Consider the following 20,264-nt stretch of genomic DNA (forward strand, 5'->3'; position numbering starts at 1 on the left):
GTGTTCGAGCGTCGACTTGGGGTGGATCGTCATCCCGGCGCAGGCCGGGAGCCCGGGGCGTGGGCATGCGGATGCCGCGTGCTTCGCAGGGCGCGGCTTCGCAGAACCCGGCCTCTGCGCCGGGACGACGGCAAGGCCGGACGCGGTGCTTCGGCGCGCGAGGGCTTCAGCCGATGTGCACGCGCTCCCCGTCCTGCGCCGCCGCCACCTCGCCGATCACCCGCGAGGCCAGGCCGTGCTGCGCGAGCAGGTCGGCGGCGGCGGCCACCGCGGTGGCCGGCAGGATCACGGTGAAGCCGATGCCGCAGTTGAAGGTGCGCCACATTTCCTCGCGCGGCACCTTGCCCTCGCGCATCAGCCAGTCGAACACCGGCGGCAGTTCGAGGGCGGCGGCGTCGAGCGCGAGGCCCAGGCCCTGCGGCACCACGCGGATGATGTTCTCCTTCAGGCCGCCGCCGGTGATGTGGGCCATGCCGTGCACGGGCGTGGCCTTCAGCAGCGCCAGCATCGGCTTGACGTAGATGGTGGTGGGCGCCATCAGCGCGTCGGCCAGCGTGGTGCCGCCGAGGTCGAGGTCCAGCGGGCTGCCGGCGCGCTCGAGGATCTTGCGGATCAGCGAATAGCCGTTGGAATGAGGGCCGCTGGCGGCCACGCCGAGGATCACGTCGCCGGCCACGATGGCCTCGCCGGAGAGCAACTGCGATTTCTCCACCGCGCCCACCGTGAAGCCGGCCAGGTCGTACTCGCCCGGCGGGTACATGTCGGGCATCTCGGCCGTCTCGCCGCCGATCAGCGCGCAGCCGGCCAGCTCGCAGCCCCTGGCGATGCCGCCGACCACGGCCACCGTGGTGTCCACGTCCAGCTTGCCGGTGGCGAAGTAGTCGAGGAAGAACAGCGGCTCGGCGCCCTGCACCAGCACGTCGTTCACGCACATGCCCACCAGGTCGATGCCGATGGTGTCGTGGCGGCCGAGCTGCTGGGCCAGCTTGAGCTTGGTGCCCACGCCGTCGGTGCCGGAGACCAGCACCGGCTCCCGGTAGCGGCCGGCGAGGTCGAACAGGCCGCCGAAGCCGCCCAGGCCGCCCATCACTTCCGGGCGGAAGGTGCGCTTGACCAGCGGCTTGATGCGTTCGACCACGGCGTTGCCGGCGTCGATGTCCACGCCGGCGGCGCGGTAGGTGAGGGCGTCGGACATGGCGGATCCGGCTGGATGGAAACGATGAAGTTTACCGCATGTCGCCGTGTTGCGGCCGGCCGCGCCGTGTCGCACGGCCATCCGGCATGGACGCTGCCGGGCGGATTGGGCAGACTTCGTCATCCGCTTTCCCCACGGACGACCCCATGCCCATGCGCCTGCCCCGCCTGCTGCTCGCCCTGCTCGTGCTGGGCCTCGCCGTCGTCGCGCCGCTCCACGCGCAGGGGCAGTCCTCGCCGTACACGGTGATCCTGCCCGTCACCGACACCAGCGAGGCGCAGCGCGATGCGGCCTTCGCCGACGGCCTCGCCCAGGTGCTGGCGCGGGTGGCCGGCGGCCAGGACCTGCGCAGCAAGCCCGGCTATGCGGACGCCCTGAAGGGGGCGCCCGGCATGGTGCAGCAGTACCAGTACCAGCGCGCCGGCACGGGGCTGGCGCTGCAGGCGAGCTTCGACCAGGGCGCGGTGCGGCAATTGATCGCCAAGCTCGGCGTGGCCGGCGCCGGCGCCAAGCCGCCGGTGCTGGCGGTGGTGCAGGGCAGCGACGAGGGCGTGCTCGGCCGCGATTCGCTCGAAGCGCTGGCCCAGGCCGTCGCCGCGCGCGGCGGCACCGTGGTCTATCCCGACCCGGCTCGCGCGCCGGATGCGAAGAAGCTCGCCGCGGGCGACCCGGCCACGCTGGCCGCGGTCACCCAGCAGTACAAGACCGGCCTGATCCTGGTCGGCAAGCTGCAGGGCGGCAGCGGCGACTGGACCCTGGTCTCGGGTGGCCAGCCGCAGCACTGGACCGCGCAGGGCGTGAGCGAGGACGCGATGCTCGCCGACGCCGGCAACGCCCTGGCCGACCGCCTCGGCAGGCAGCTCAACGTGATCGGCAGCACCGTCAACGACGGCAAGCTCTGGGTGGGCGACCTGCGCTCGGCCATGGACTACGCCGCGCTGCTCTCCACGCTGCGCGCCGACCCCACCGTGCGCCAGGTCACCACCCTGTCCGCGCAGGACGACGGCATGCTGTTCGCGGTGAAGGCCAGCGTGCCGCTGCCGGTGCTGGCCGCGAACCTCGCCGCGGGCGGCCGCGCCATCCAGGGCGGCAAGCGCGACGGCGCCGACGCCAGCCTGCGCTGGCTGCACTGAGCGTCGCAATGGGAGTGCCCAACGATTTCGCGCACACCGGCGCGCGCCGCCCTTATGCGAAGCCTTCGCACGCCGCCGCCCATGCTCGTCCGGACCGCCCGATGAATGCCCGGAGCCCGCTTTCCGCCGAGGTGCCCGCATGACCCAGGACAACTCCCGGCGCTGGCAACTGCTGGCGATCATCGCCGTCTTCGGCTTCCTGGTCTGGCTGCTCGCGCCGGTGCTGATGCCCTTCGCGGTCGCCGGCATGTTCGCCTACCTCGGCGACCCGCTGGCCGACCGGCTCGAGCGCCTTGGCCTCGGCCGCACGCTGGCGGTGAGCATCGTGTTCGTGGTGCTGGCGTTGGTGCTGGTGGGCGCGCTGCTGCTGCTGGTGCCGCTGATCTCGCACCAGGTCGAGAACCTCCTCGCCAACCTGCCGCGCTACGCCGACTGGGCGCAGCACACGGCGCTGCCGTGGATCCAGGCCAAGCTGCACCTGGACGCGGACTTCTTCGATCCCCAGCGCCTGATGGCGACGGTGCGCGAGCACCTGGGCTCGATCGGCAACGTGGCCACCGTGGTGCTGGGCAAGCTCTCGCGCTCCTCGGTGGGCGTGGTGATGTGGCTCAGCAATCTGGTGCTGATCCCGGTGGTGGCGTTCTACCTGCTGCGCGACTGGGACCGCATGGTGGCCTACATCGACCGCGTCCTGCCGCGCCCGCTCGAGCCCACCGTCGCCCACCTCGCGCGCGAGGCCGACAGCGTGCTCGGCGCCTTCGTGCGCGGCCAGTTGCTGGTGATGGTGGCGCTGGGCGTGTTCTACGGCGCCGGGCTCGCCCTGGTGGGGCTGTCGGTGGGTCCGCTGATCGGCATGGTCGCCGGCCTGCTGAGCTTCGTGCCCTACCTGGGCTTCATCGCCGGCTTCGCCGCCGCGATCATCGCCGTGCTGGTGCAGTACGGCGACTGGACCCACCTGCTACTGGTGTGCGGCGTGTTCGCCATCGGCCAACTGCTCGAAGGCTACGTGCTGGTGCCCAAGCTGGTGGGCGACAAGATCGGCCTGCATCCGGTGGCGGTGATGTTCGCGGTGCTGGCCGGCGGCTACCTGTTCGGCTTCCTCGGCGTGCTGCTCGCGCTGCCCGCCGCCTCGGTGATCCTGGTGCTGCTGCGCTATCTGCTGGAGCGCTACCGCGTGAGCGACCTCTACACCGGGACGGGGCCGGAGGAGCCGACGATCACCGAAGTGGACCTCGCCGTGCGCAAGGACGGCGAGGTCGACGTGACCACCAAGCAGGACGATTCCGACCGGCCATGATCCCGCAATTGCCGCTCGCCCTGCGCTGGCCGCGCCGCCAGCGCTTCGAACATTTCCACGCCGGCGTCAACGCCGACGCGCTGGCCGCCGTGCAGGCGCTGGCGCTCGAACCCGGCGCGCCCTGGGTGTACCTGCACGGCCCGGCCGGCAGCGGCCGCACGCACCTGCTGATCGCCGCCTGCCAGGCCGCCAGCGCCATCGGCCGGCGCGTGCAGTACCTGCCGCTGGCCTCCCTGGCCGACCGCCCCGCCGCCATCCGCGGCGTGGCCGGCAGCGAGCTGCTGGCGCTGGACGACCTCGGCGCCATCGCGGGCGAGCGCGAGGCCGAGCACGCCCTGTTCGACCTCTACAACCAGACCCGCGCGGAGGGCGGCGCCCTGCTGTTCGCCGCCGACGCCATCCCCACCCAGCTCGGTCTCGGCCTGCCCGACCTGCGCTCGCGCCTGGGCGCCTGCACCCAGTTCGCGCTCAAGCCGCTGGACGACGCCGAGCGGCGCGACGTGCTCAAGACCCAGGCGGCGGCCCGCGGCATCGAGCTGGACGACACCGTGCTCGACTGGCTGTTCGCCCGCTACGCCCGCGACCTCGGCGCGCTGCTCGACCTGCTCGACAAGCTCGACCAGGCCTCGCTGGCGGCGCAGCGGCGGATCACGGTGCCGTTTTTGCGGGGGTTCCTGCGCGAGGCGGGGCAGGCGGAATCCTGAGGCGGGTTGCCTTCTGTCGGCGCACCTGCACGCGACCGTGGCGTTGGGATGTGATCGCTGCGCAGGTTTTGTCGCGCGCAGGCGCGCTCTTGCAAGAACCAAAGATCAGCCTCTGGCGCCCTGTGAAGGAGCCGCCCGACGGCCGGGCAGGCGTGCCTGCTGTGACGACGTGACGCCGGGAGTGGTGGCGGGGATACACTGCGTGCCGCAGGCGCTTTCTCGTACGCGGCCGACGCCGCTTCCGCAGACGGGCCGATCCCCGGGATCGGGAGGAACTGCCATGACGATCCAGCTCGATCACCTCATGGTGCCGTCCCGCGACAAGTTCGCCGCGGCGAAGCTCCTGGCCGACCTGTTCGGCGTGGCGTGGTCGGAGGGCGGCATCGGACCGTTCTGCCCCGTGTACGTCAACGACGGCCTGACCCTCGACTTCGACCAGGCCACCGAACCGTTCCCGCCGTGCCACTACTGCTTCCGCGTGGAGGAAGCCGAGTTCGACGCCATTCTCGGACGGATCGGGGCCGCCGGCATCCGCTACCGCAGCACGCCGCTCGGGCCGGCCGACATGCAGATCAACACCCGGCACGGCGGCCGCATCGTCTACTGGAGCGAGCCCGACGGGCACATCTGGGAACTGCTGACGGTCAGCTATGCGCGCAGGGCGGGGTGATGGCGGGCGCGCGGCGCACGGCGGAGGGTGCGAGGGCCGCGTTCATCCATACTCGATATGGACTTCCGGCCATCGCTCCGCATAGCGCTTCTGCACGATGCGCTGGCTCCCGTGCGGTGCGTGCCCGGCTCCTGCGCCGGCAAAGGGCCGGCCGGAACGACGAAGGCGCCTTCGTCGTTCCGGTCATGGCAGGCTCAGGCCTTGAGCAGCGCCGGCGTCGCCTGTTCGCCGATGGCGTCCAGCAGCGCCTTTGTCACGTGCAGGTTGCCGGCGACGAGGTTGCCGCTCACCGGCAGGCCGTCGCGGCCGGCGAAGTCGCAGTAGCGGCCGCCCGCCTCGTGCACCAGCAGGGCGCCGGCGGCCATGTCCCAGGGCTTGAGGCCGATCTCGAAGTAGCCGTCGTAGCGGCCGGCGGCGACGTAGGCCAGGTCGAGCGCGGCGGAGCCGGAGCGGCGGATGTCCTCGGCCTGGCCGAGCAGGGCGCGGGTCATGCCGAGCTGCGCGTCCAGGTGTTCGCGCTGGCGGTAGGGGAAGCCGGTGGCGATCATCGCGCCGCCCAGCGAGTCGCGCTTGCCGACGCGGATGCGGCGGTCGTTGAGGTAGGCGCCGTCGCCCTTGCTGGCGGTGTACAGCTCGTCGCGCAGCGGGTCGTAGACCACGCCGTGCGTGGGCACGCCCTTCTCGCACAGGGCGATGGAGACGCAGAAATGCGGGATGCCGCGCAGGTAGTTGTGGGTGCCGTCGAGCGGGTCCACCATCCAGGTGAACGGGCTCTTGCCGATGGCGCCGCCTTCCTCGGCGAGGATGGCGTGGGTGGGGTAGGCGCGGCGCAGCTCCTTGACGATCTCGGCCTCGGCGAGGCGGTCGACTTCGGAGGCGAAGTCCATGCGCTGCTTCTCGACGACGTTGAGGCCGTCGATGCGGTTCATGTAGCGCAGGATCACGTGGCCTGCGGAGCGCGCGGCGCGCGCCGCGATGGTGACGGCGGGTCTTGGCATGGCTTCGGCTTGGGAAAAAGAACGGGGTCGCGGCCGGCGATTCTAGCAGAGGCGGTGTGGCGAGGCATGGGGCGGCAAGGCCGCAAAGCGCGGCGGGGCGCCGCTTGCGGGTGTTTCACGGTGACGCAGGGCGACCGGGGCGCGAAAAAGGCGGAGGCCGGATGCCTCGCATGCGTCGCCGGACCGGATGCCGGCCTGCGCCGCGAGGCGGGTGGTTGGCGTGGCGATGCAGGGCAGGGGCGGCGCGCGGCGGGGCTTGATGGTGGGGCGGGCATCGCGGTGGGGCGCCCGTGGAGCATCGACTATGCTTGTCGGCCCCTCCTCGCTCCCTTGCGCTGCCCATGACCGATCTCGCCGCCCGCTTCCGCTTCGTGCTGGTGCGCACCTCGCACCCCGGCAACATCGGCAGCGCGGCGCGGGCGATCCGCACCATGGGCTTCACCCGGCTGGACCTGGTGCGGCCGGAACGCTTCCCGCACCGCGAGGCCGATGCCCTGGCCGCCGGCGCGGCCGATGTGCTCGCGGCCGCGTCGGTGCACGAGACGATGGCGGACGGGCTGGCCGGCGCCAGCTTCGTGCTCGGCCTGTCCGCACGGCGGCGCGGGGTGAACCTGGAAGAACTCGACCCGCGCGAAGGCGTGGCGCGGGCGCTGGCCGCGGCGGCGCGCGGCGAGCAGGTGGCGCTGGTGTTCGGCAACGAGCGCACGGGGCTGGAGAACGAGGAGCTGGCGCGCTGCCATGCGATGGTGCGCATTCCCAGCGTGGAGGACTACAGTTCGCTCAACCTCGCCCAGGCGGTGCAGGTGATGGCCTACGAACTGCGCGTGGCGCTGCTGGCCGACGCGGCGCCGCCGGCGCCGGTGGCGCAGGACGAGCCGCCGGCGGACGCGGCCAAGATGGAGCAGTTCTTCCATCACCTGGCCGCGACGCTGGACGACATCGAGTTCCACAAGGGCCGCGAGCCGACCACGATCATGCTGCGCCTGCGCCGCCTGTTCCAGCGCGCGCAGCCGGACGAGCGCGAGTTGCGCATCCTGCACGGCATTCTCGCCGACGCGCAACGGATGGCGGGGCTGGCGCGGCGGCCGGGTTCCTGAGCGCCTGGAAGGCATCGAATCTGTAGGAGCGCGCCTTGCGCGCGACCGGGGCGCCACGCCCTTGCCGCTGCGTAGGCTTGTCGCGCGCAAGGCGCGCTCCTACGGTGGAGGCGCATCATGAGCGTGAACAGGCCCTCAGAACAACTCCCGCCACTGCCCCGCCAGCGCATGGCTGAAGGTGGCCGAGAGCGCCACGCAGGTCAGCGTGATCGCCCAGACGCCCAGCAGCAGCGCACCGTCCCGTTCGATCAGCGCAAAAGCGAAGGCCAGCAGCAGCCCGCCGAACAGGTAGTTGGTGAAGGGGATCGGCAGCGCCAGCAGCAGGCCGAGCAGGACCATCACCAGGCCGGAGGCGATCGTCAGCGGGCGCACCGTGAGGCGTTCGAGCCGCGGCTGGCACAGGCGTTCCAGCCAGCGCGTGAAGGGCGCGATGCGGGCCAGGAAGCGCAGCAGCGCGGCCCGCGGCAGCATGCGCCGGGCCAGCCAGCCGGGCAGCCACGGGCGCTCCAGGCCCGCCAGCATCTGCAGCCCCAGCGCGACCACCAGCACGCCCATCACGCCGCCCACGCCGAGCGGCACCGGAATGAAGTTGGGGATGGCCAGCAGCAGCAGCAGGAAGCCGAAGGCGCGGCGCTGCAGCGGCGCCATCAGCGTGCCGAGCGCGATGCGTTCGCCGTCCTGCGCGGTCAGCGCATCGGTGAGGATCTCGGTGGTGCGGCGGTCGTGCGGTTTGCGGCCCATGCGGCCCATCATGCCGACGGCGCTTGAACCCGATGTGAGGATGCACGAGGCGCCTGCGGCGCTTCCCGCGCAGCGCTGCAGAGGGTGGACAGGCCGGCGGCGAAGCGCGCGGGCGCCGCGGCGACGGAGTCCGTCACTGCTCGTCGTCGGCCGGCTCGGTGCGCGGGGCGGGCGTGACCAGCAGCTTGTCGATGCGCGCGCCGTCGAGGTCCACTACCTCGAAGCGGATGCCGCGCCAGGCGAACACCTCGCCCGCCTGCGGGATGTGGCCGAGCGCGGCCATCACCATGCCGGCCACGGTGCGGTATTCGTGCTCGTCCTCGCCGGGCAGCCGGTGCACCTGCAGCAGCTCGCGCAGATCGTCGCTGGAGAGCGAGCCGTCGATCAGCCAGCTGCCGTCCTCGCGCGTCACGATCATCGGCTGCTCTTCGCCGCCGCCTCCGCCGTGGCCGAGCTGGGCCACGCCGACCACCGCGGCGAGCAGGTCGTTGAGGGTGACCAGGCCCTCGATGTCGCCGTACTCGTCCACCACCAGCGCCACTGGCGTCTCGGCGTCGCGGAACTCTTCCAGCAGGTCCAGCGCGCGCGAGGTGGCGGGCACGAACACCGGCCTGGCGAGGTGGCCGAACAGTTCGGGCATGCCGCTGGCGATGCCGCCGAGCAGGGTCTTCACCTCCAGCACGCCCACCACCTCGCTCTCGTCGCCGCGGTACACGGGGTAGCGCGAATAGGCGGTGCGCCGCATGGCGGCGATGTTCTCCTCGCGCGGGGCGGCGATGTCGAGCCAGGCGATGCGCATGCGCGGGGTCATCACGCTGTCCACCGTGCGGTCGCCCAGGCGCAGCACGCGGTTGAGCATGTTGCGCTCGTCGGCGTCCAGCACGCCCTGCTCGGCGCCCTCGGCCACCAGCAGGCGGATTTCCTCCTCGGTGATCACGCCGCGCCCTTGTGCGCCCACGCCGAACAGCTTGAGCAGCACGCCGCTGGAGGCGTTGAGCAGCCACACGAACGGCGCCGCCACGCGCGCCAGCAGCAGCATCGGCACCGCTACCACGGCGGAGAACCGCTCCGGCGAGGCCAGCGCGAGGCGCTTGGGCACCAGCTCGCCGATCACGATCTGCAGGAAGGAGATCAGCACGAAGCCGAGCACGATGCCGGCGGCATGCGCGTAGGGCGCCAGCCACGCCACGCTGCTGCTGCGTAAAGCGGTGGCGAAGTGGTCGCCCAGCGCGTCGCCGGCCACCGAGCCGGTGATCAGCATCACCAGGGTGATGCCGACCTGCACGGTGGAGAGGAAGCGTTCGGGCGTTTCCGCGTGGCGCAGCGCGACGCGGGCGCGGCGGCTGTGCTGGGAGAGCTCCTTCAGCCGGCTCTTGCGCGAGGCGACCAGCGCCATTTCCGACAGCGCGAAAAAGCCGTTGCACAGGGACAACAGGATGACGAGCGCGATCTCGGTCAGCATCGCGGGGGTCGGGACGGAGGCTCCATGCGAGGCAGTGTACGGCCTCGCGGGGGCTGCGGCACGCCGGCGTGGTGCGGTGCGGTGTGGCCGTCCTGTAACATTTCCGCCCATCCCCACCCGTTCAGGCACCGCCCGGATGTTTTCACTGCAGACGATTTTCGGCAAAGGCGACAAGTTCTACGGCCTGCTGGAGCAAAGCGCCGAGGCGGCCCGCGAGAGCACCCGCGCGCTGCTCGACCTGATCACCCGCACCGACCGCGCCCCGGTGATGGCCGCCTTCGCCGGCGCCCGCGCCCGCGAGAAGGCGCTGGCCGCGCAGATCAGCGAGGAGCTGGTGAACACCTTCGTCACCGCGCTGGACCGCGAGGACATCGAGGCGTTGAACTCCGCGCTGTACAAGATCCCCAAGACCATCGAGAAGTTCGCCGAGCGCTACGGCATCGTGGCCGAGCGCATGAGCGGGGTGGACTTCGCCCAGCGCGCGCAGGTGCTCGAGCAGTCCGCCGCGGTGGTGGCCGAGATGATCGGCCTGCTGCGCAACGGGCTCGACATCGGCCCGGTGAAGAAGCTGCAGGACCGCCTGCAGGCGCTGGAGGCCGAGGGCGACCGCATGCTGCTCTCGCCCTACCGCACGCTCTACCTGGAAAGCGACGACGCCATGCGCGCGGTGCTCGCCAAGGATCTGTTCGAGCTGATCGAGAAGGCGATCGACAAGTGCCGCGACGTCGGCAACATCGTCTATTCGATCGTCCTGAAGAACTCCTAAGGCGCCCGCCCCATGAGTCTCGGCCTCCTCATCGTGGTGGTGCTGATCGCGCTCGCCTTCACCTACATCAACGGCTTCCACGACACCGCCAACTCGATCGCCACGGTGGTGGCCACCAAGGTGCTCAGCCCCGGCCAGGCGGTGCTGCTGGCGGCCGTCACCAACCTGGTGGGCGCGCTGTGGGGCACCGCGGTGGCCAAGACCATCGCCGCCGGGCTGGTGGACACGCACATCGTGGCGGTGGGGCCGGAGCTCTTGATCTGCGCGCTCTCGGCGGCCACGGCGTGGAACCTCTTCACCTGGTGGCTGGGGCTGCCCTCCAGTTCCAGCCACGCGCTGGTCGGCTCGCTGGTGGGCGCGGCCATCGCCGCCGCCGGCGACAGCTTCACCGCGGTGATCTGGGCCCAGGACGGCGCGCACTGGTGGCAGGGCAAGGGCGTGATCCCCAAGGTGGTGGTGCCGATGGTGATCTCGCCGCTGCTGGGCTTCGTGATCGGCTTCCTGCTGATGGGCGCGCTGTACGCGCTGTTCTCGTGGCTGGCCAACCGCAAGGGTTTCCTGCGCCGCTTCGGGCGCACGCCGTTCGTCAACGCCTTCTTCGGCAAGGCGCAGATCGCCTCGGCCAGTGCCATGGGCCTGGCCCACGGCATGAACGACGCCCAGAAGAGCATGGGCATCATCGCGCTCGCGCTGGCCGGCGCCACCGCGGCAGGCCAGTTCGACCAGTTGCCGGCGTGGCTCGGCTTCCTGCGCATCAACGGTTCGGCCGACGGCGGCTTCAACGTGCCGGCATGGGTGGCGGTGGTGTGCGCGCTGACCATGGCCGCAGGCACCGCGGGCGGCGGCTGGCGCATCATCAAGACGCTCGGCCACAAGATGGTCAAGCTGCACCCGATCAACGGCTTCGCCGCCGAGGGCAGCTCGGCGATGGTGATCCTCACCGCCTCGGCCTTCGGCCTGCCGGTGTCCACCACGCACAACGTCTCCGCCTCGATCATGGGCGTGGGCGCGGCCAAGCGTTTCAGCGCGATCCGCTGGTCGGTGGTGGAGCGCATGGTGTGGGCCTGGATCCTCACCCTGCCGGTCACCGCGCTGCTGGCCTACGGCTTCCTGCGGCTGGCGCGGCAGTTCTTCTGACGCGCGAGTGGCGGCGGCCGGGCGGGTAGGGGTTCCTTCCGCATCCGGCAGCGGGCGGCGGAGGCCCTCGTCGACCGGCAAGCCAGGCTGTGGCGGGGCCCGCGGTCGCGTAGGCGTGGCGGGCAGCGAGCCGCCGCGGCCCCGCAAGTCTGCACGGCTCCTAGAAGTCGTCGCCGCTGCTGACCACGGCCTGTTCGAGCTGGTCGCCGAGTGCGCCGAGCTCGGCGATCAGGCGGTCCAGCTCGCCGGCGTCGAACCAGGCGTAGGGGCGGTTTTCGCACAGGTGCAGATAGGGCGAGCCGTCGAGGTCGGCCAGCGCGAGGTAGCCGGTGCGCTGCGCCCAGTTGAAGCGCAGGCAGCGGCGCGGGTCGGTGCCGGCGAGCGGGCCGATCGGAGTGGAGATGCGCAGGTAGCGGCCGCCGTCCTCGTCTTCCAGTTCGGCGAGGTAGATGCCCTGGTGGCGGCCGCCGGGCAGCGTGAGGTCGAAGCCGATCACGTACGGGTCGTTGCGGCGCAGCGCATGCCGGCTGCCGACATGGGAGCGCACGGCTTCGAAGTGGCGCATGACGCGGCTTCCTCGGACTGGCGGAAGCCGATGGTAACCTGCCGCCATGCTTGCCGAAGCCGCGCCCATGCAGGACAGCCACGCCCGCGTCTACGCCGCGATCGCCGCCATCCCCCGCGGCCGCGTCGCCAGCTACGGCGCCATCGCCGCCCGCGCGGGCCTGCCGGGCCGGGCGCGGCTGGTCGGCCGCTTGCTGGGCGAAACCCCCGCGGGCATGCAGCTGCCCTGGCACCGCGTGCTGCGCGCCAGCGGCGAGATCGCGCTGCCGCGCGGCAGCCGGGGGTTCCGCGAGCAGTGCCGATTACTGCGGGCCGAGGGCGTGGCGGTGAAGAACGGCCGCGTGGCGCTCAGCGCGTTCGGGCTGGATGCGGACATGGACCGGGCGTTGTGGGGGATGCCGGGGGAGTAGGTGGCTACCGCCTGCTTTCCATGGGCGGTGCCTCTGGGTGGCGTTGCGGACATCCCGGCTTTCCGGCCGTGACGGCGGCATCGGCGATGAGAACCGATCCCTGCCGGCTGCGGCCAAGTAGCACGTTCCCCTCCCGTTTCCCTACATGCCGCCGCGCCGCCGCCCATCGTCCTCCAACGGCCGCCGCCGACAGCCGCCACGCCTCGATTTGCTAGCATGCGTGCGATGCACGCCTCGTCCCTCGACATCCTCCACAGCGTTTTCGGTTACACCGCCTTCCGCGGTCAGCAGCAGGCCATCGTCGAACACGTGGCCGAGGGCGGCGATGCGCTGGTGCTGATGCCCACCGGCGGCGGCAAGTCGCTGTGCTACCAGATTCCCGCGCTGCTGCGGCAGGGCACCGGCATCGTGGTGTCGCCGCTGATCGCCCTGATGCAGGACCAGGTGGACGCCCTGCGCGAGGCCGGCGTGGCCGCGGCCTACCTCAACTCCAGCCTGGGCGCGGAAGACCAGCGCGAGGTGGAGCGGCGCCTACTGGCGGGCGAGCTGAACCTGCTCTACGTGGCGCCCGAGCGGCTGCTCACGCAGCGCTTCCTCGGCCTGCTGGAGCGCACCGAGGTGGCGCTGTTCGCCATCGACGAGGCGCACTGCGTGTCGCAGTGGGGCCACGATTTCCGGCCCGAGTACCGCGAACTCACTCTCCTGCACCAGCGCTTCCCCGAGGTGCCGCGCATCGCGCTCACCGCCACCGCCGACCCGCGCACACGCGAGGAGATCGTCGAGCGGCTGGCGCTGCAGGACGCGCGGCAGTTCATGTCCAGCTTCGATCGGCCGAACATCCGCTATCGCGTGGGCCAGCGCCACAACGCGCGGCGGCAGCTGATGGAGTTTCTCGACGGCCACCGCGGCGAGGCCGGCATCGTCTACGCACTGAGCCGCAAGAAGGTGGACGAGACGGCCGCGTGGCTGGCCGAGGCCGGCTTCGGGGCGCTGCCGTACCACGCGGGCCTCGACGCCGCCACGCGCGCCGGCAACCAGCAGCGCTTCCTGCGCGAGGACGGCGTGGTGATGGTCGCCACCGTGGCCTTCGGCATGGGCATCGACAAGCCCGACGTGCGCTTCGTGGCGCACCTGGACCTGCCGCGTTCGATGGAGGGCTACTACCAGGAAACCGGTCGCGCCGGCCGCGACGGCCTGCCGGCGGAGGCGTGGATGATCTACGGCCTGTCCGACGTGGTGACGATGAGCCAGATGATCGCGCAGTCCGAATCGGCCGACGAGCGCAAGCGGGTCGAGCGGCAGAAGCTCGAGGCGCTGCTGGCCTACGCCGAGGCCACGCACTGCCGTCGCGAGGTGTTGCTCGGTGCCTTCGGCGAGCAGTACCACGGCCCCTGCGGCCACTGCGACAACTGCATCGAACCGCCCAAGACCTGGGATGCCACCGTGCCGGCGCAGAAGGCGCTGTCGGCGGTCTACCGCAGCGGCCAGCGCTACGGCTCGGGCTATGTGATCGACATCCTGCGCGGCAACGACAACGAGCGCATGCGCGACCTCGGCCACGACAAGCTCTCCACCTTCGGCATCGGCGCGGACATGGACGAGAAGCAATGGCGCTCGGTGTTCCGCCAACTGCTCGCCGCGGGCCTACTCGAGGCCGATGCGGACGGCTACGGCACCCTGCGCCTGGCCCGCGCCAGCCGCGAGGTGCTGGTCGGCGGCAAGCAGGTGCTGCTGCGCGAGGACGCGCGCCCAGAGCGCCGCTCGCGCCGCCGCCGCGACAGCCAGGTGGTGACCGGTTCCAGCCTCGGCATCGAGGCCTACGAGCAGCCGCTGTGGGACGCGCTGCGCGCGCTGCGCTCGCAGCTGGCCAAGCAGCAGGGTGTGCCGCCCTACGTGGTATTCCATGACGCCACCCTGCTGGCGATGCTGCGCGCGATGCCGGCGAACGAATCGGAACTGGGCGAAGTGAGCGGCGTGGGCGAGGCCAAGCTCAAGCGCTACGGGCGCGACTTCCTGGCGGTGATCAACGCGCCGGATTGATCGGCGCACGGCGATGCTTGCGCCGGGCGCCGGGCGCCGGGCGCCGGGTGCCGGGTGCTATGCGGCCAAGTTCGTGAGAGCCAGTTCAAAGTCTCTCCTACCTGCCCCTCCCCTGCATGCAGGGGAGGGTTGGGGAGGGGTAAACACTGGCCTTAAGGCAAGGATTCACCCCCTCCCAAGCCTCCCCCTGCGAGCAGCTGCGAGCAGGGGGAGGAGCCAAGCCGCGTCAATGGCAGGACTTTGAACAGGCTCTGGGGCCGGAAAGTAGTGCGGAACGAGAGGCGCCTGTTGCCTTGGCGGGTGCCGCATCGCGCGTTTCACCACGCGGTCGTTGGGGTACCTCCGTCATCCTGCGTTTTGATGGTGCGTTCGCCCGCCAAGCTGCCGAGTCGTTCCGCAACTATCCGACGGCGAAGTCCCCATCGACTCCCGCGGCGAGCCAGGTGACGGAGCGTGACGGCCCGCCCGGGCCGACGGCCGTGTCCCGATGGCCCATCCGTATCCCGCGCTTTCGCCTTACCCATCCGCCAGGGAATGGCCGACGCGGGATTGCGTTCTAATCGTCCAGCCCATAAAAGAAAACAGTGCCGCTCCGCGGCCTGCTGCGCACTGCCGTTCACCACGACAAGGACCGCCCGATGCACGACGCCCCGCTCATCGCCACCATCGTCGGCGGCATCGTGCTGGCCTTCGTGTTTGCCGCGGCCGCCCACAAGCTGAAACTGCCGCCGCTGGCGGGCTACCTGATTGCCGGCGTGGTGGCAGGCCCGTTCACGCCGGGTTTCGTGGCCGACAGCCACCTCGCGCACCAACTGGCCGAGCTGGGCGTGGTGCTGCTGATGTTCGGCGTGGGCCTGCACTTCTCGCTGAAAGACCTGCTCTCGGTGAAGGGCATCGCCATCCCTGGCGCGCTGGCGCAGATCGCCGTGGCCACCGCGCTCGGCATGCTGCTCGGCTGGGCGCTGGGCTGGCCGGTGGCGCAGGGCTTCGTGTTCGGCCTGGCGCTGTCGGTGGCGAGCACGGTGGTGCTGATGCGCGCGATGGAAGAACGCCGGCTGATGGACACCGAGCGCGGCCGCATCGCCATCGGCTGGCTGATCGTAGAAGACCTGGCGATGGTGCTCGCCCTGGTGCTGCTGCCGGCGGTGGGCGATGCGCTGAGCGGGGAGGGCGAGGGCCTTTCCGTCGGCGCCATCGCGCGCACGGTCGGCATCACCTTCGGCAAGGTGGCGCTGTTCATCGCGCTGATGCTGATCGTCGGCAAGCGGTTGATTCCCTGGATTCTGAAGACGGTGGCCAAATCCGGCTCCCGCGAGCTGTTCCGGCTGGCGGTGCTGGCGATCGCGCTGGGTACCGCGTTCGGCGTGGCGGGGTTGTTCGGGGTGTCGTTCGAACTGGGCGCGTTCTTCGCCGGCATGATGATGGGCGAATCCAAGCTCGCCCACGACGCTGCCGAGGAAACACTGCCGCTGCGCGATGCCTTCGCGGTGCTGTTCTTCGTCTCCATCGGCATGCTGTTCAACTACCGCGTGCTGCTGGAGGCGCCGCTGGCGGTGCTCGTGGCGCTCTTCATCATCGTGGTGGGCAAGTCGCTGGCCGCCTTCGGCCTCGTGCTGGCGTTCAAGCGGCCGCTGCGCACCGCGCTCACCATCGCGGTGAGCCTGGCGCAGATCGGCGAGTTCTCCTTCATCCTGATCGGCGTGGGCCTCGCGCGCGGGCTGGTGACGGAGACGGCGCAGGACATCCTGCTGGCGGCGGCGATCCTCTCCATCCTGATCAACCCGCTGATGTTCCGCCTGCTCGACAAGGCCAAGCCCTGGCTCGACGCGCGCGAGGAGCTGGCCGTGGTGCCGCCGGGCGCCGAGCCGCCCGAGCCCGTCGCCGAGCCCCTGCCGGTCACTGCGCTGCACGACCACGTGGTGGTCGCCGGCTACGGCCATCTCGGCCAGCTGGTGGGCGAGGCCGTGCGCGGGCAGGGGCTGCCGCTGCTCGTGCTGGAGGCGGAGCCCGAGCGCGTCGCCGCGCTGCGCGAGCAGGGCATCGAAGTGATCGCCGGCAACGCGGCGCAGGGCGAACTGCTCGCCAGCGCCAACCTGCCGCAGGCGCGGGTGCTGGTGGCCACCCTGCCGAATGCCTTCGAGAGCGGCGAAATGGTACGCCTCGCGCGCCAGCTCAATCCGCAACTGCCGATCATCGCCCGTGCCGATTCGGAGGAATGCCTGGCCCACCTCGAGACGCAGGGCGCCAACAGCGTCGTGCTGGCCGAGCGCGAACTGGCCCACGGCATGCTCGCCCTGCTCGGCCTGGAACGGCCGGCGGACGGCGTGGCGCTGGGGCCTGCGGAGCCTTCGACGGCCTGAGCTGTCCCGGGCCGGCTGTTCGGGGGCATCGGGTATCAAGGCGTATGTGGATCGCCAGGCCGGCGGTTGCGCGGGAGGAGTGAGTCCCGGGCGGCGGCTGTCTGATATGCCGGACCCATGCGCTGCGATGCCTGGTGAAACGCTTCAGCTACACCGTGTCGGCGGACGCCTACACATTGACGCGCCACTGGCCGCTATGGGCGGCATGCGGGGGACGGCACGCTAGGCCGGTTTACGGGAAACCGGAGCTTCAGCCATGAAGGTCGTGTACTCGCTGCGCGAAGAAACGGATGGCGCCTGGAGCATCTGCCGCGGCCCCGTCGTCCTGTTCCGTCAACTGCGCCTCGGCCCCGCCATCAAACTGGCCCGCGAACTCGCCCGCGACGAACACCGCCGCTCCAGCCGCGACACCGCCGTCGAACTGCCCGGGCCCCATTCCGCCATCGAACTGGCGCGGTACGTGCGCAGCCCGATGGTGGCGTGAGCTTTACTCCGTAGGCGATGGCATTGCGCGTGAACGCCGTTGAGTGATGCCTCTCAGGTGGCTGCCATCCTCGGAAGCGGGTCTTGCACGGAGGTTCGCACCTTGGTCGCATGAAATTTCGATGCTCGATCACTGCATTTGAGTAAAGACTGGTGCAGAATCGCAGGCGCGCTCGGGCTGGATACCCGTTTTGCGACATGCAAGCTACCGAATTGAGACACTTTCGTCAGACGTGGATTCTACGTGTGATAGATTTTTGCTCAGGATGGATGATCGACGCCTAGGGGGAGACATGGGCTGGACGGTAGGCTGGTTGAACCATGCCTTGGTGGCTGTCGCGTATGCGCTGGCTTACATGGGGCTAAGAGAAGTAGGTTTCAGCCATTGGGTGCCGCTGGCGGGGCTCCGTCTTAGTGTTCTCTTGTTGGCTCCTCGCCGATATTGGCCCTCCATCCTCATTGGTGAGGCGGTGCCCAATGTCTATCTGACGTTGCCTTGCATTGACGCGGGTGGATGGCTGTTTTTCTGGTCAATGAGCGTTCCGCCCATTGGCTTGGTGATGCTTGTTGTCTCGTGGTGTCAGCGTCATTTGAAGGGGCTCGCTTTCCCCAATTATCAGCTGAGTTCACTGCTGATTTGTATCCTGCTGTCGAGCATTGTCTTGGATGCCAATGGTCTGATTTCGGCCTCTTTTGCCAAAGAGCTTGCCGGGGCGAGCTATCCGGTTCTGTCAAAATTGGCTGCTGAATATTTCTTGGGCGTCTATACAGGGGCGCTTTCGACGGTTCCTTTGGTCCTGTTGATTGCAGTGGAAGGTCGTCGAGGAAGGAACACGGGGCGTAGCACTGAAATCCTTCAGCGGAGTCGGCTGGTCCGGTGCAGCATCGTCGCCGCTGCTTTGGTTGCGGTTGAAGTGGCATTGTTCAGGGAGGCTCACAGCGCAGGCGTGCGCTTTGTCGGTCAAGCGCTGCTGTTTGCGCCGGTTTGTATTTTCTCGGTGCGCTGGGGGTGGAAGGGTGGTGCAGTCATGGGGGTGGTTACGAGCCTGGGCATTGTGCTTTTAATGCCTTCGCTTTATGACGAAGTCACCATGATGACCCAGACATGCATGGCCATGTTGCTCACCACGTTCATGGTCCTGGGTGCCCAGACTTCCAAGCTTCGGATGGCTTTGCAAGTCAAGGACAGTCATCTGCGCTGGGCCAGGTTGGAGCAGCGGTTGTCAGAATCGAAGTACCGTCAAAGTGCCTACGAACTCGCCTATGTCAACGTAGAGTTGAGCAGGGTTCACAGGCAAATGCTGACCGAGCTTCGAAATGGCATGTCACGGGAGGCTGACAATTATCGCAACGTGCTGGCGACCAACACGTTGCGACTCAACAGTTTGGCTAACGGTTTGGCTCCGCATCTGGGGGCGGGTCATCCGAATTCCCTGTCGAATGGTCCAATATTGAAGCTGATGGACGATCTGTGCATCGCTTTTACGGCCGAGATCGACAGTCAATGGAGCTGGCTTGCCCTTGAGGTCCAGACTTTGTTCTACCGCCTTGCTTGCGAGTCAGTGGGGTGCTTGCTCGTGAACACGCCAACCGATCGCCTTGGACTCAAGACGAGTGTGCATAGGGATGGAAACGGGTGGAGCGCGACTCTTGAGGTCAGAAGCTTTGGGCAGCCTGTCGAGGCTCCTGACCAGGAAATCGTAATGAAGCGGCTAGGCACGGGGGCTCTCGATTTGTCCGAGCTTCGGCTTCGTGCCCAGCTTTATGACGGAGACGTCACGTTTCTGGATAAACAGACTATTGCAATCACGCTGCATGAATCGGTAGAGACGCTTGCCTAGGCGCCTTGAGGTTTTTTCAAGGCGCCTGGGTTAAGTTAAGTGAGGCGACTATTGAATATGATTGATCGGGCAGGAGCGCAGGTCACACTCGCTGCTGATGGCCGGAGCAGCAAAGGTTTTTGCGTCATCTACCGATTGCTGGATGTGATTGATTGGACATGAGCGCAAGTCACAGTTGCTGGCCTCGTCTGGAGCAAGTTGGGCGCTCGAGTCGGTCGATTGTTGGATGTGGTTGATCGGGCAGGAACGTAGATCGCAGTCACTTGTGGAAGCAGGAGCGACGGCCCACTCCTGTTCTCCCGTGGCAGGGTCAAAAGCGACCGATACCTTGGTGCTATCGTCGCTATAAACGGGCTCGGAAGGCGTAGCGGTGGCAAATGGCTGGGGGGCATCCGGCGTCGAAACCGTGCCCGAGTCTGCGCCGATCGGCAATACGAGATAGTGGCCCCCGCCGCTGGCGACCGCGACGCGGACTTGTCCGCTGGTGTCGTTGATCTGGATGTAACGCACCCCGTCCTTGAGAAAGACATAGGCGTGGAAGCGGGGGCTCAGCGATACGTTCTTGGCCGAGGGAAAGGGAGTGCCCAAGCCCTGAAATTGACTGGCGCCGGATGCCCACGCGGACGAACTTGCGAGCAGAAAAGCTCCGAGCACTAGGCCCTGGATCTTCATAAAAAATCTCCTTTTCCCCATGGTCCCGGCAGTATCGCATGCCCGGATCGAGCCATGGCAAGCAAGCGAAGACGCCAGATGTGAAAAAACGTGGATGCACTTCGCATTTGTGGGCGTGACGGGGATGGATTTATGTCTCAGGTAATTGGTCGACTTATTAGTCAGGGCGATATTCGGACGCTGAATCGGCTCACTCCTGAGCATCGTGCCGAAGCACAGCGATTGTTCGTTGGGCTGCCCGGCGGGGCGTAGAGCGAGTGGTTTTCGCTTGGCTTGCATGGTCATCGACGAGGCAGGGGCGAAGTAACTTGCGGAGCGCGCCATGGTTCTGCCCAAGGAGGAGGCTACTACTTCATGCAGGCCTCTCACCGGCACCGAACCAGTGCAATGGCTGCTGCGGTGCTCGTCCCATGGCTCGCATGGGGCGTGAACGAGGAACATGCCCTTGTCTAGCGGCCAGGGTGTTTTGGTTGCCCGTGCCGCGCTTGGCGACGGCTAGGTAGGCCCCAATAGCGCGCCGTCCGTCCCGCGGCGGTCCCACGTGCCTTGCTCTCCCGGCGACCACATCCGGTTGGCCAAGGGGCCACCTGATTCCCCCCATCACGCATCCAAGGTTGCGAGTCGATAGCTGAGCGGCGGCGTGCGAGCTGCAGCAATGATCAGGCGCGGCACCAAGGCGGCCAGATCGAAGCGG

General features: G+C 69.0%; 18 protein-coding genes. 12 read left to right on the forward strand and 6 right to left on the reverse strand.

The window, feature by feature from the left end; all coding sequences use genetic code 11:
• Positions 1 to 166: 166 nt before the first annotated feature.
• On the reverse strand, positions 167 to 1,195 hold the full coding sequence (purM, locus tag ACH65_RS05925; protein WP_049621660.1) for a phosphoribosylformylglycinamidine cyclo-ligase: 1,029 nt from the start codon (positions 1,193 to 1,195) through the stop codon (positions 167 to 169).
• A 146-nt stretch (positions 1,196 to 1,341) separates the two neighbouring features.
• Between purM and ACH65_RS05930 the strand changes: the two genes are divergently transcribed.
• The 4 genes from ACH65_RS05930 to ACH65_RS05945 all read left to right on the forward strand — a co-directional run bounded on the left by ACH65_RS05930 (position 1,342) and on the right by ACH65_RS05945 (position 4,999).
• A complete protein-coding gene (locus ACH65_RS05930; RefSeq protein WP_237561455.1) occupies positions 1,342 to 2,328 on the forward strand; it encodes a DUF2066 domain-containing protein in 987 nt (328 codons plus the stop codon).
• A gap of 139 nt (positions 2,329 to 2,467) precedes the next feature.
• Positions 2,468 to 3,625, forward strand: coding sequence for an AI-2E family transporter (locus tag ACH65_RS05935; RefSeq protein ID WP_049621661.1), 1,158 nt, complete (start codon positions 2,468 to 2,470; stop codon positions 3,623 to 3,625).
• A complete protein-coding gene (gene hda / locus ACH65_RS05940; RefSeq protein WP_049621662.1) occupies positions 3,622 to 4,329 on the forward strand; it encodes a DnaA regulatory inactivator Hda in 708 nt (235 codons plus the stop codon). The genes ACH65_RS05935 and hda overlap by 4 nt, the downstream gene beginning before the upstream one ends.
• Positions 4,330 to 4,609: 280 nt before the next feature.
• Complete coding sequence (locus ACH65_RS05945) at positions 4,610 to 4,999, forward strand: VOC family protein (protein WP_049621663.1); 390 nt, start codon at positions 4,610 to 4,612, stop codon at positions 4,997 to 4,999.
• A gap of 194 nt (positions 5,000 to 5,193) precedes the next feature.
• Here the strand turns inward: ACH65_RS05945 and ACH65_RS05950 are convergent, their stop codons facing one another.
• Entirely contained in the window at positions 5,194 to 5,997 is an 804-nt protein-coding gene (locus ACH65_RS05950; protein WP_049621664.1) for an inositol monophosphatase family protein, read from the reverse strand.
• A gap of 341 nt (positions 5,998 to 6,338) precedes the next feature.
• On the opposite strand from ACH65_RS05950, the gene ACH65_RS05955 reads away from it, so the two are divergent.
• Complete coding sequence (locus ACH65_RS05955; RefSeq protein ID WP_049621665.1) at positions 6,339 to 7,094, forward strand: RNA methyltransferase; 756 nt, start codon at positions 6,339 to 6,341, stop codon at positions 7,092 to 7,094.
• A 135-nt stretch (positions 7,095 to 7,229) separates the two neighbouring features.
• Here ACH65_RS05955 and ACH65_RS05960 read toward each other — a convergent pair whose 3' ends face one another.
• Both ACH65_RS05960 and ACH65_RS05965 read right to left on the reverse strand, forming a co-directional pair.
• A complete protein-coding gene (locus ACH65_RS05960; protein WP_053096178.1) occupies positions 7,230 to 7,835 on the reverse strand; it encodes an exopolysaccharide biosynthesis protein in 606 nt (201 codons plus the stop codon).
• A gap of 133 nt (positions 7,836 to 7,968) precedes the next feature.
• Positions 7,969 to 9,297 carry a hemolysin family protein gene (locus ACH65_RS05965; protein WP_049621666.1) on the reverse strand — a complete coding sequence of 443 codons (1,329 nt, stop codon included), beginning with the start codon at positions 9,295 to 9,297 and terminating at the stop codon, positions 7,969 to 7,971.
• Between the two features lie 136 nt (positions 9,298 to 9,433).
• On the opposite strand from ACH65_RS05965, the gene ACH65_RS05970 reads away from it, so the two are divergent.
• Both ACH65_RS05970 and ACH65_RS05975 read left to right on the forward strand, forming a co-directional pair.
• Positions 9,434 to 10,063: a DUF47 domain-containing protein gene (locus ACH65_RS05970; protein ID WP_049621667.1), complete on the forward strand. Its 630-nt coding sequence runs from the start codon at positions 9,434 to 9,436 to the stop codon at positions 10,061 to 10,063.
• 12 nt (positions 10,064 to 10,075) lie between these two features.
• The gene (locus ACH65_RS05975; RefSeq protein ID WP_049621668.1) at positions 10,076 to 11,200 is read left to right on the forward strand and encodes an inorganic phosphate transporter; all 1,125 of its coding nucleotides are present in this window, start codon (positions 10,076 to 10,078) and stop codon (positions 11,198 to 11,200) included.
• Between the two features lie 160 nt (positions 11,201 to 11,360).
• Here ACH65_RS05975 and ACH65_RS05980 read toward each other — a convergent pair whose 3' ends face one another.
• The gene (locus ACH65_RS05980) at positions 11,361 to 11,765 is read right to left on the reverse strand and encodes a hypothetical protein (RefSeq protein ID WP_049621669.1); all 405 of its coding nucleotides are present in this window, start codon (positions 11,763 to 11,765) and stop codon (positions 11,361 to 11,363) included.
• Between the two features lie 67 nt (positions 11,766 to 11,832).
• On the opposite strand from ACH65_RS05980, the gene ACH65_RS05985 reads away from it, so the two are divergent.
• The 5 genes from ACH65_RS05985 (at position 11,833) to ACH65_RS19705 (ending at position 18,898) form a co-directional block, all read left to right on the forward strand.
• Complete coding sequence (locus ACH65_RS05985) at positions 11,833 to 12,174, forward strand: MGMT family protein (protein ID WP_049621678.1); 342 nt, start codon at positions 11,833 to 11,835, stop codon at positions 12,172 to 12,174.
• Positions 12,175 to 12,399: 225 nt separating this feature from the next.
• Positions 12,400 to 14,214 (forward strand): DNA helicase RecQ, encoded by a 1,815-nt coding sequence (gene recQ, locus ACH65_RS05990; RefSeq protein ID WP_049621679.1) that lies wholly within the window; start codon positions 12,400 to 12,402, stop codon positions 14,212 to 14,214.
• A 638-nt stretch (positions 14,215 to 14,852) separates the two neighbouring features.
• A complete protein-coding gene (locus ACH65_RS05995) occupies positions 14,853 to 16,574 on the forward strand; it encodes a cation:proton antiporter domain-containing protein (protein ID WP_049621680.1) in 1,722 nt (573 codons plus the stop codon).
• 256 nt (positions 16,575 to 16,830) lie between these two features.
• On the forward strand, positions 16,831 to 17,058 hold the full coding sequence (locus ACH65_RS06000) for a hypothetical protein (RefSeq protein ID WP_049621670.1): 228 nt from the start codon (positions 16,831 to 16,833) through the stop codon (positions 17,056 to 17,058).
• A gap of 292 nt (positions 17,059 to 17,350) precedes the next feature.
• On the forward strand, positions 17,351 to 18,898 hold the full coding sequence (locus tag ACH65_RS19705) for an MASE1 domain-containing protein (protein WP_153242495.1): 1,548 nt from the start codon (positions 17,351 to 17,353) through the stop codon (positions 18,896 to 18,898).
• Positions 18,899 to 18,946: 48 nt separating this feature from the next.
• Here ACH65_RS19705 and ACH65_RS19710 read toward each other — a convergent pair whose 3' ends face one another.
• On the reverse strand, positions 18,947 to 19,570 hold the full coding sequence (locus tag ACH65_RS19710) for a hypothetical protein (RefSeq protein ID WP_153242496.1): 624 nt from the start codon (positions 19,568 to 19,570) through the stop codon (positions 18,947 to 18,949).
• Positions 19,571 to 20,264: the final 694 nt, after the last annotated feature.

The sequence above is a fragment of the Frateuria defendens genome, from assembly GCF_001182895.1.
Taxonomy (GTDB): domain Bacteria; phylum Pseudomonadota; class Gammaproteobacteria; order Xanthomonadales; family Rhodanobacteraceae; genus Frateuria_B; species Frateuria_B defendens.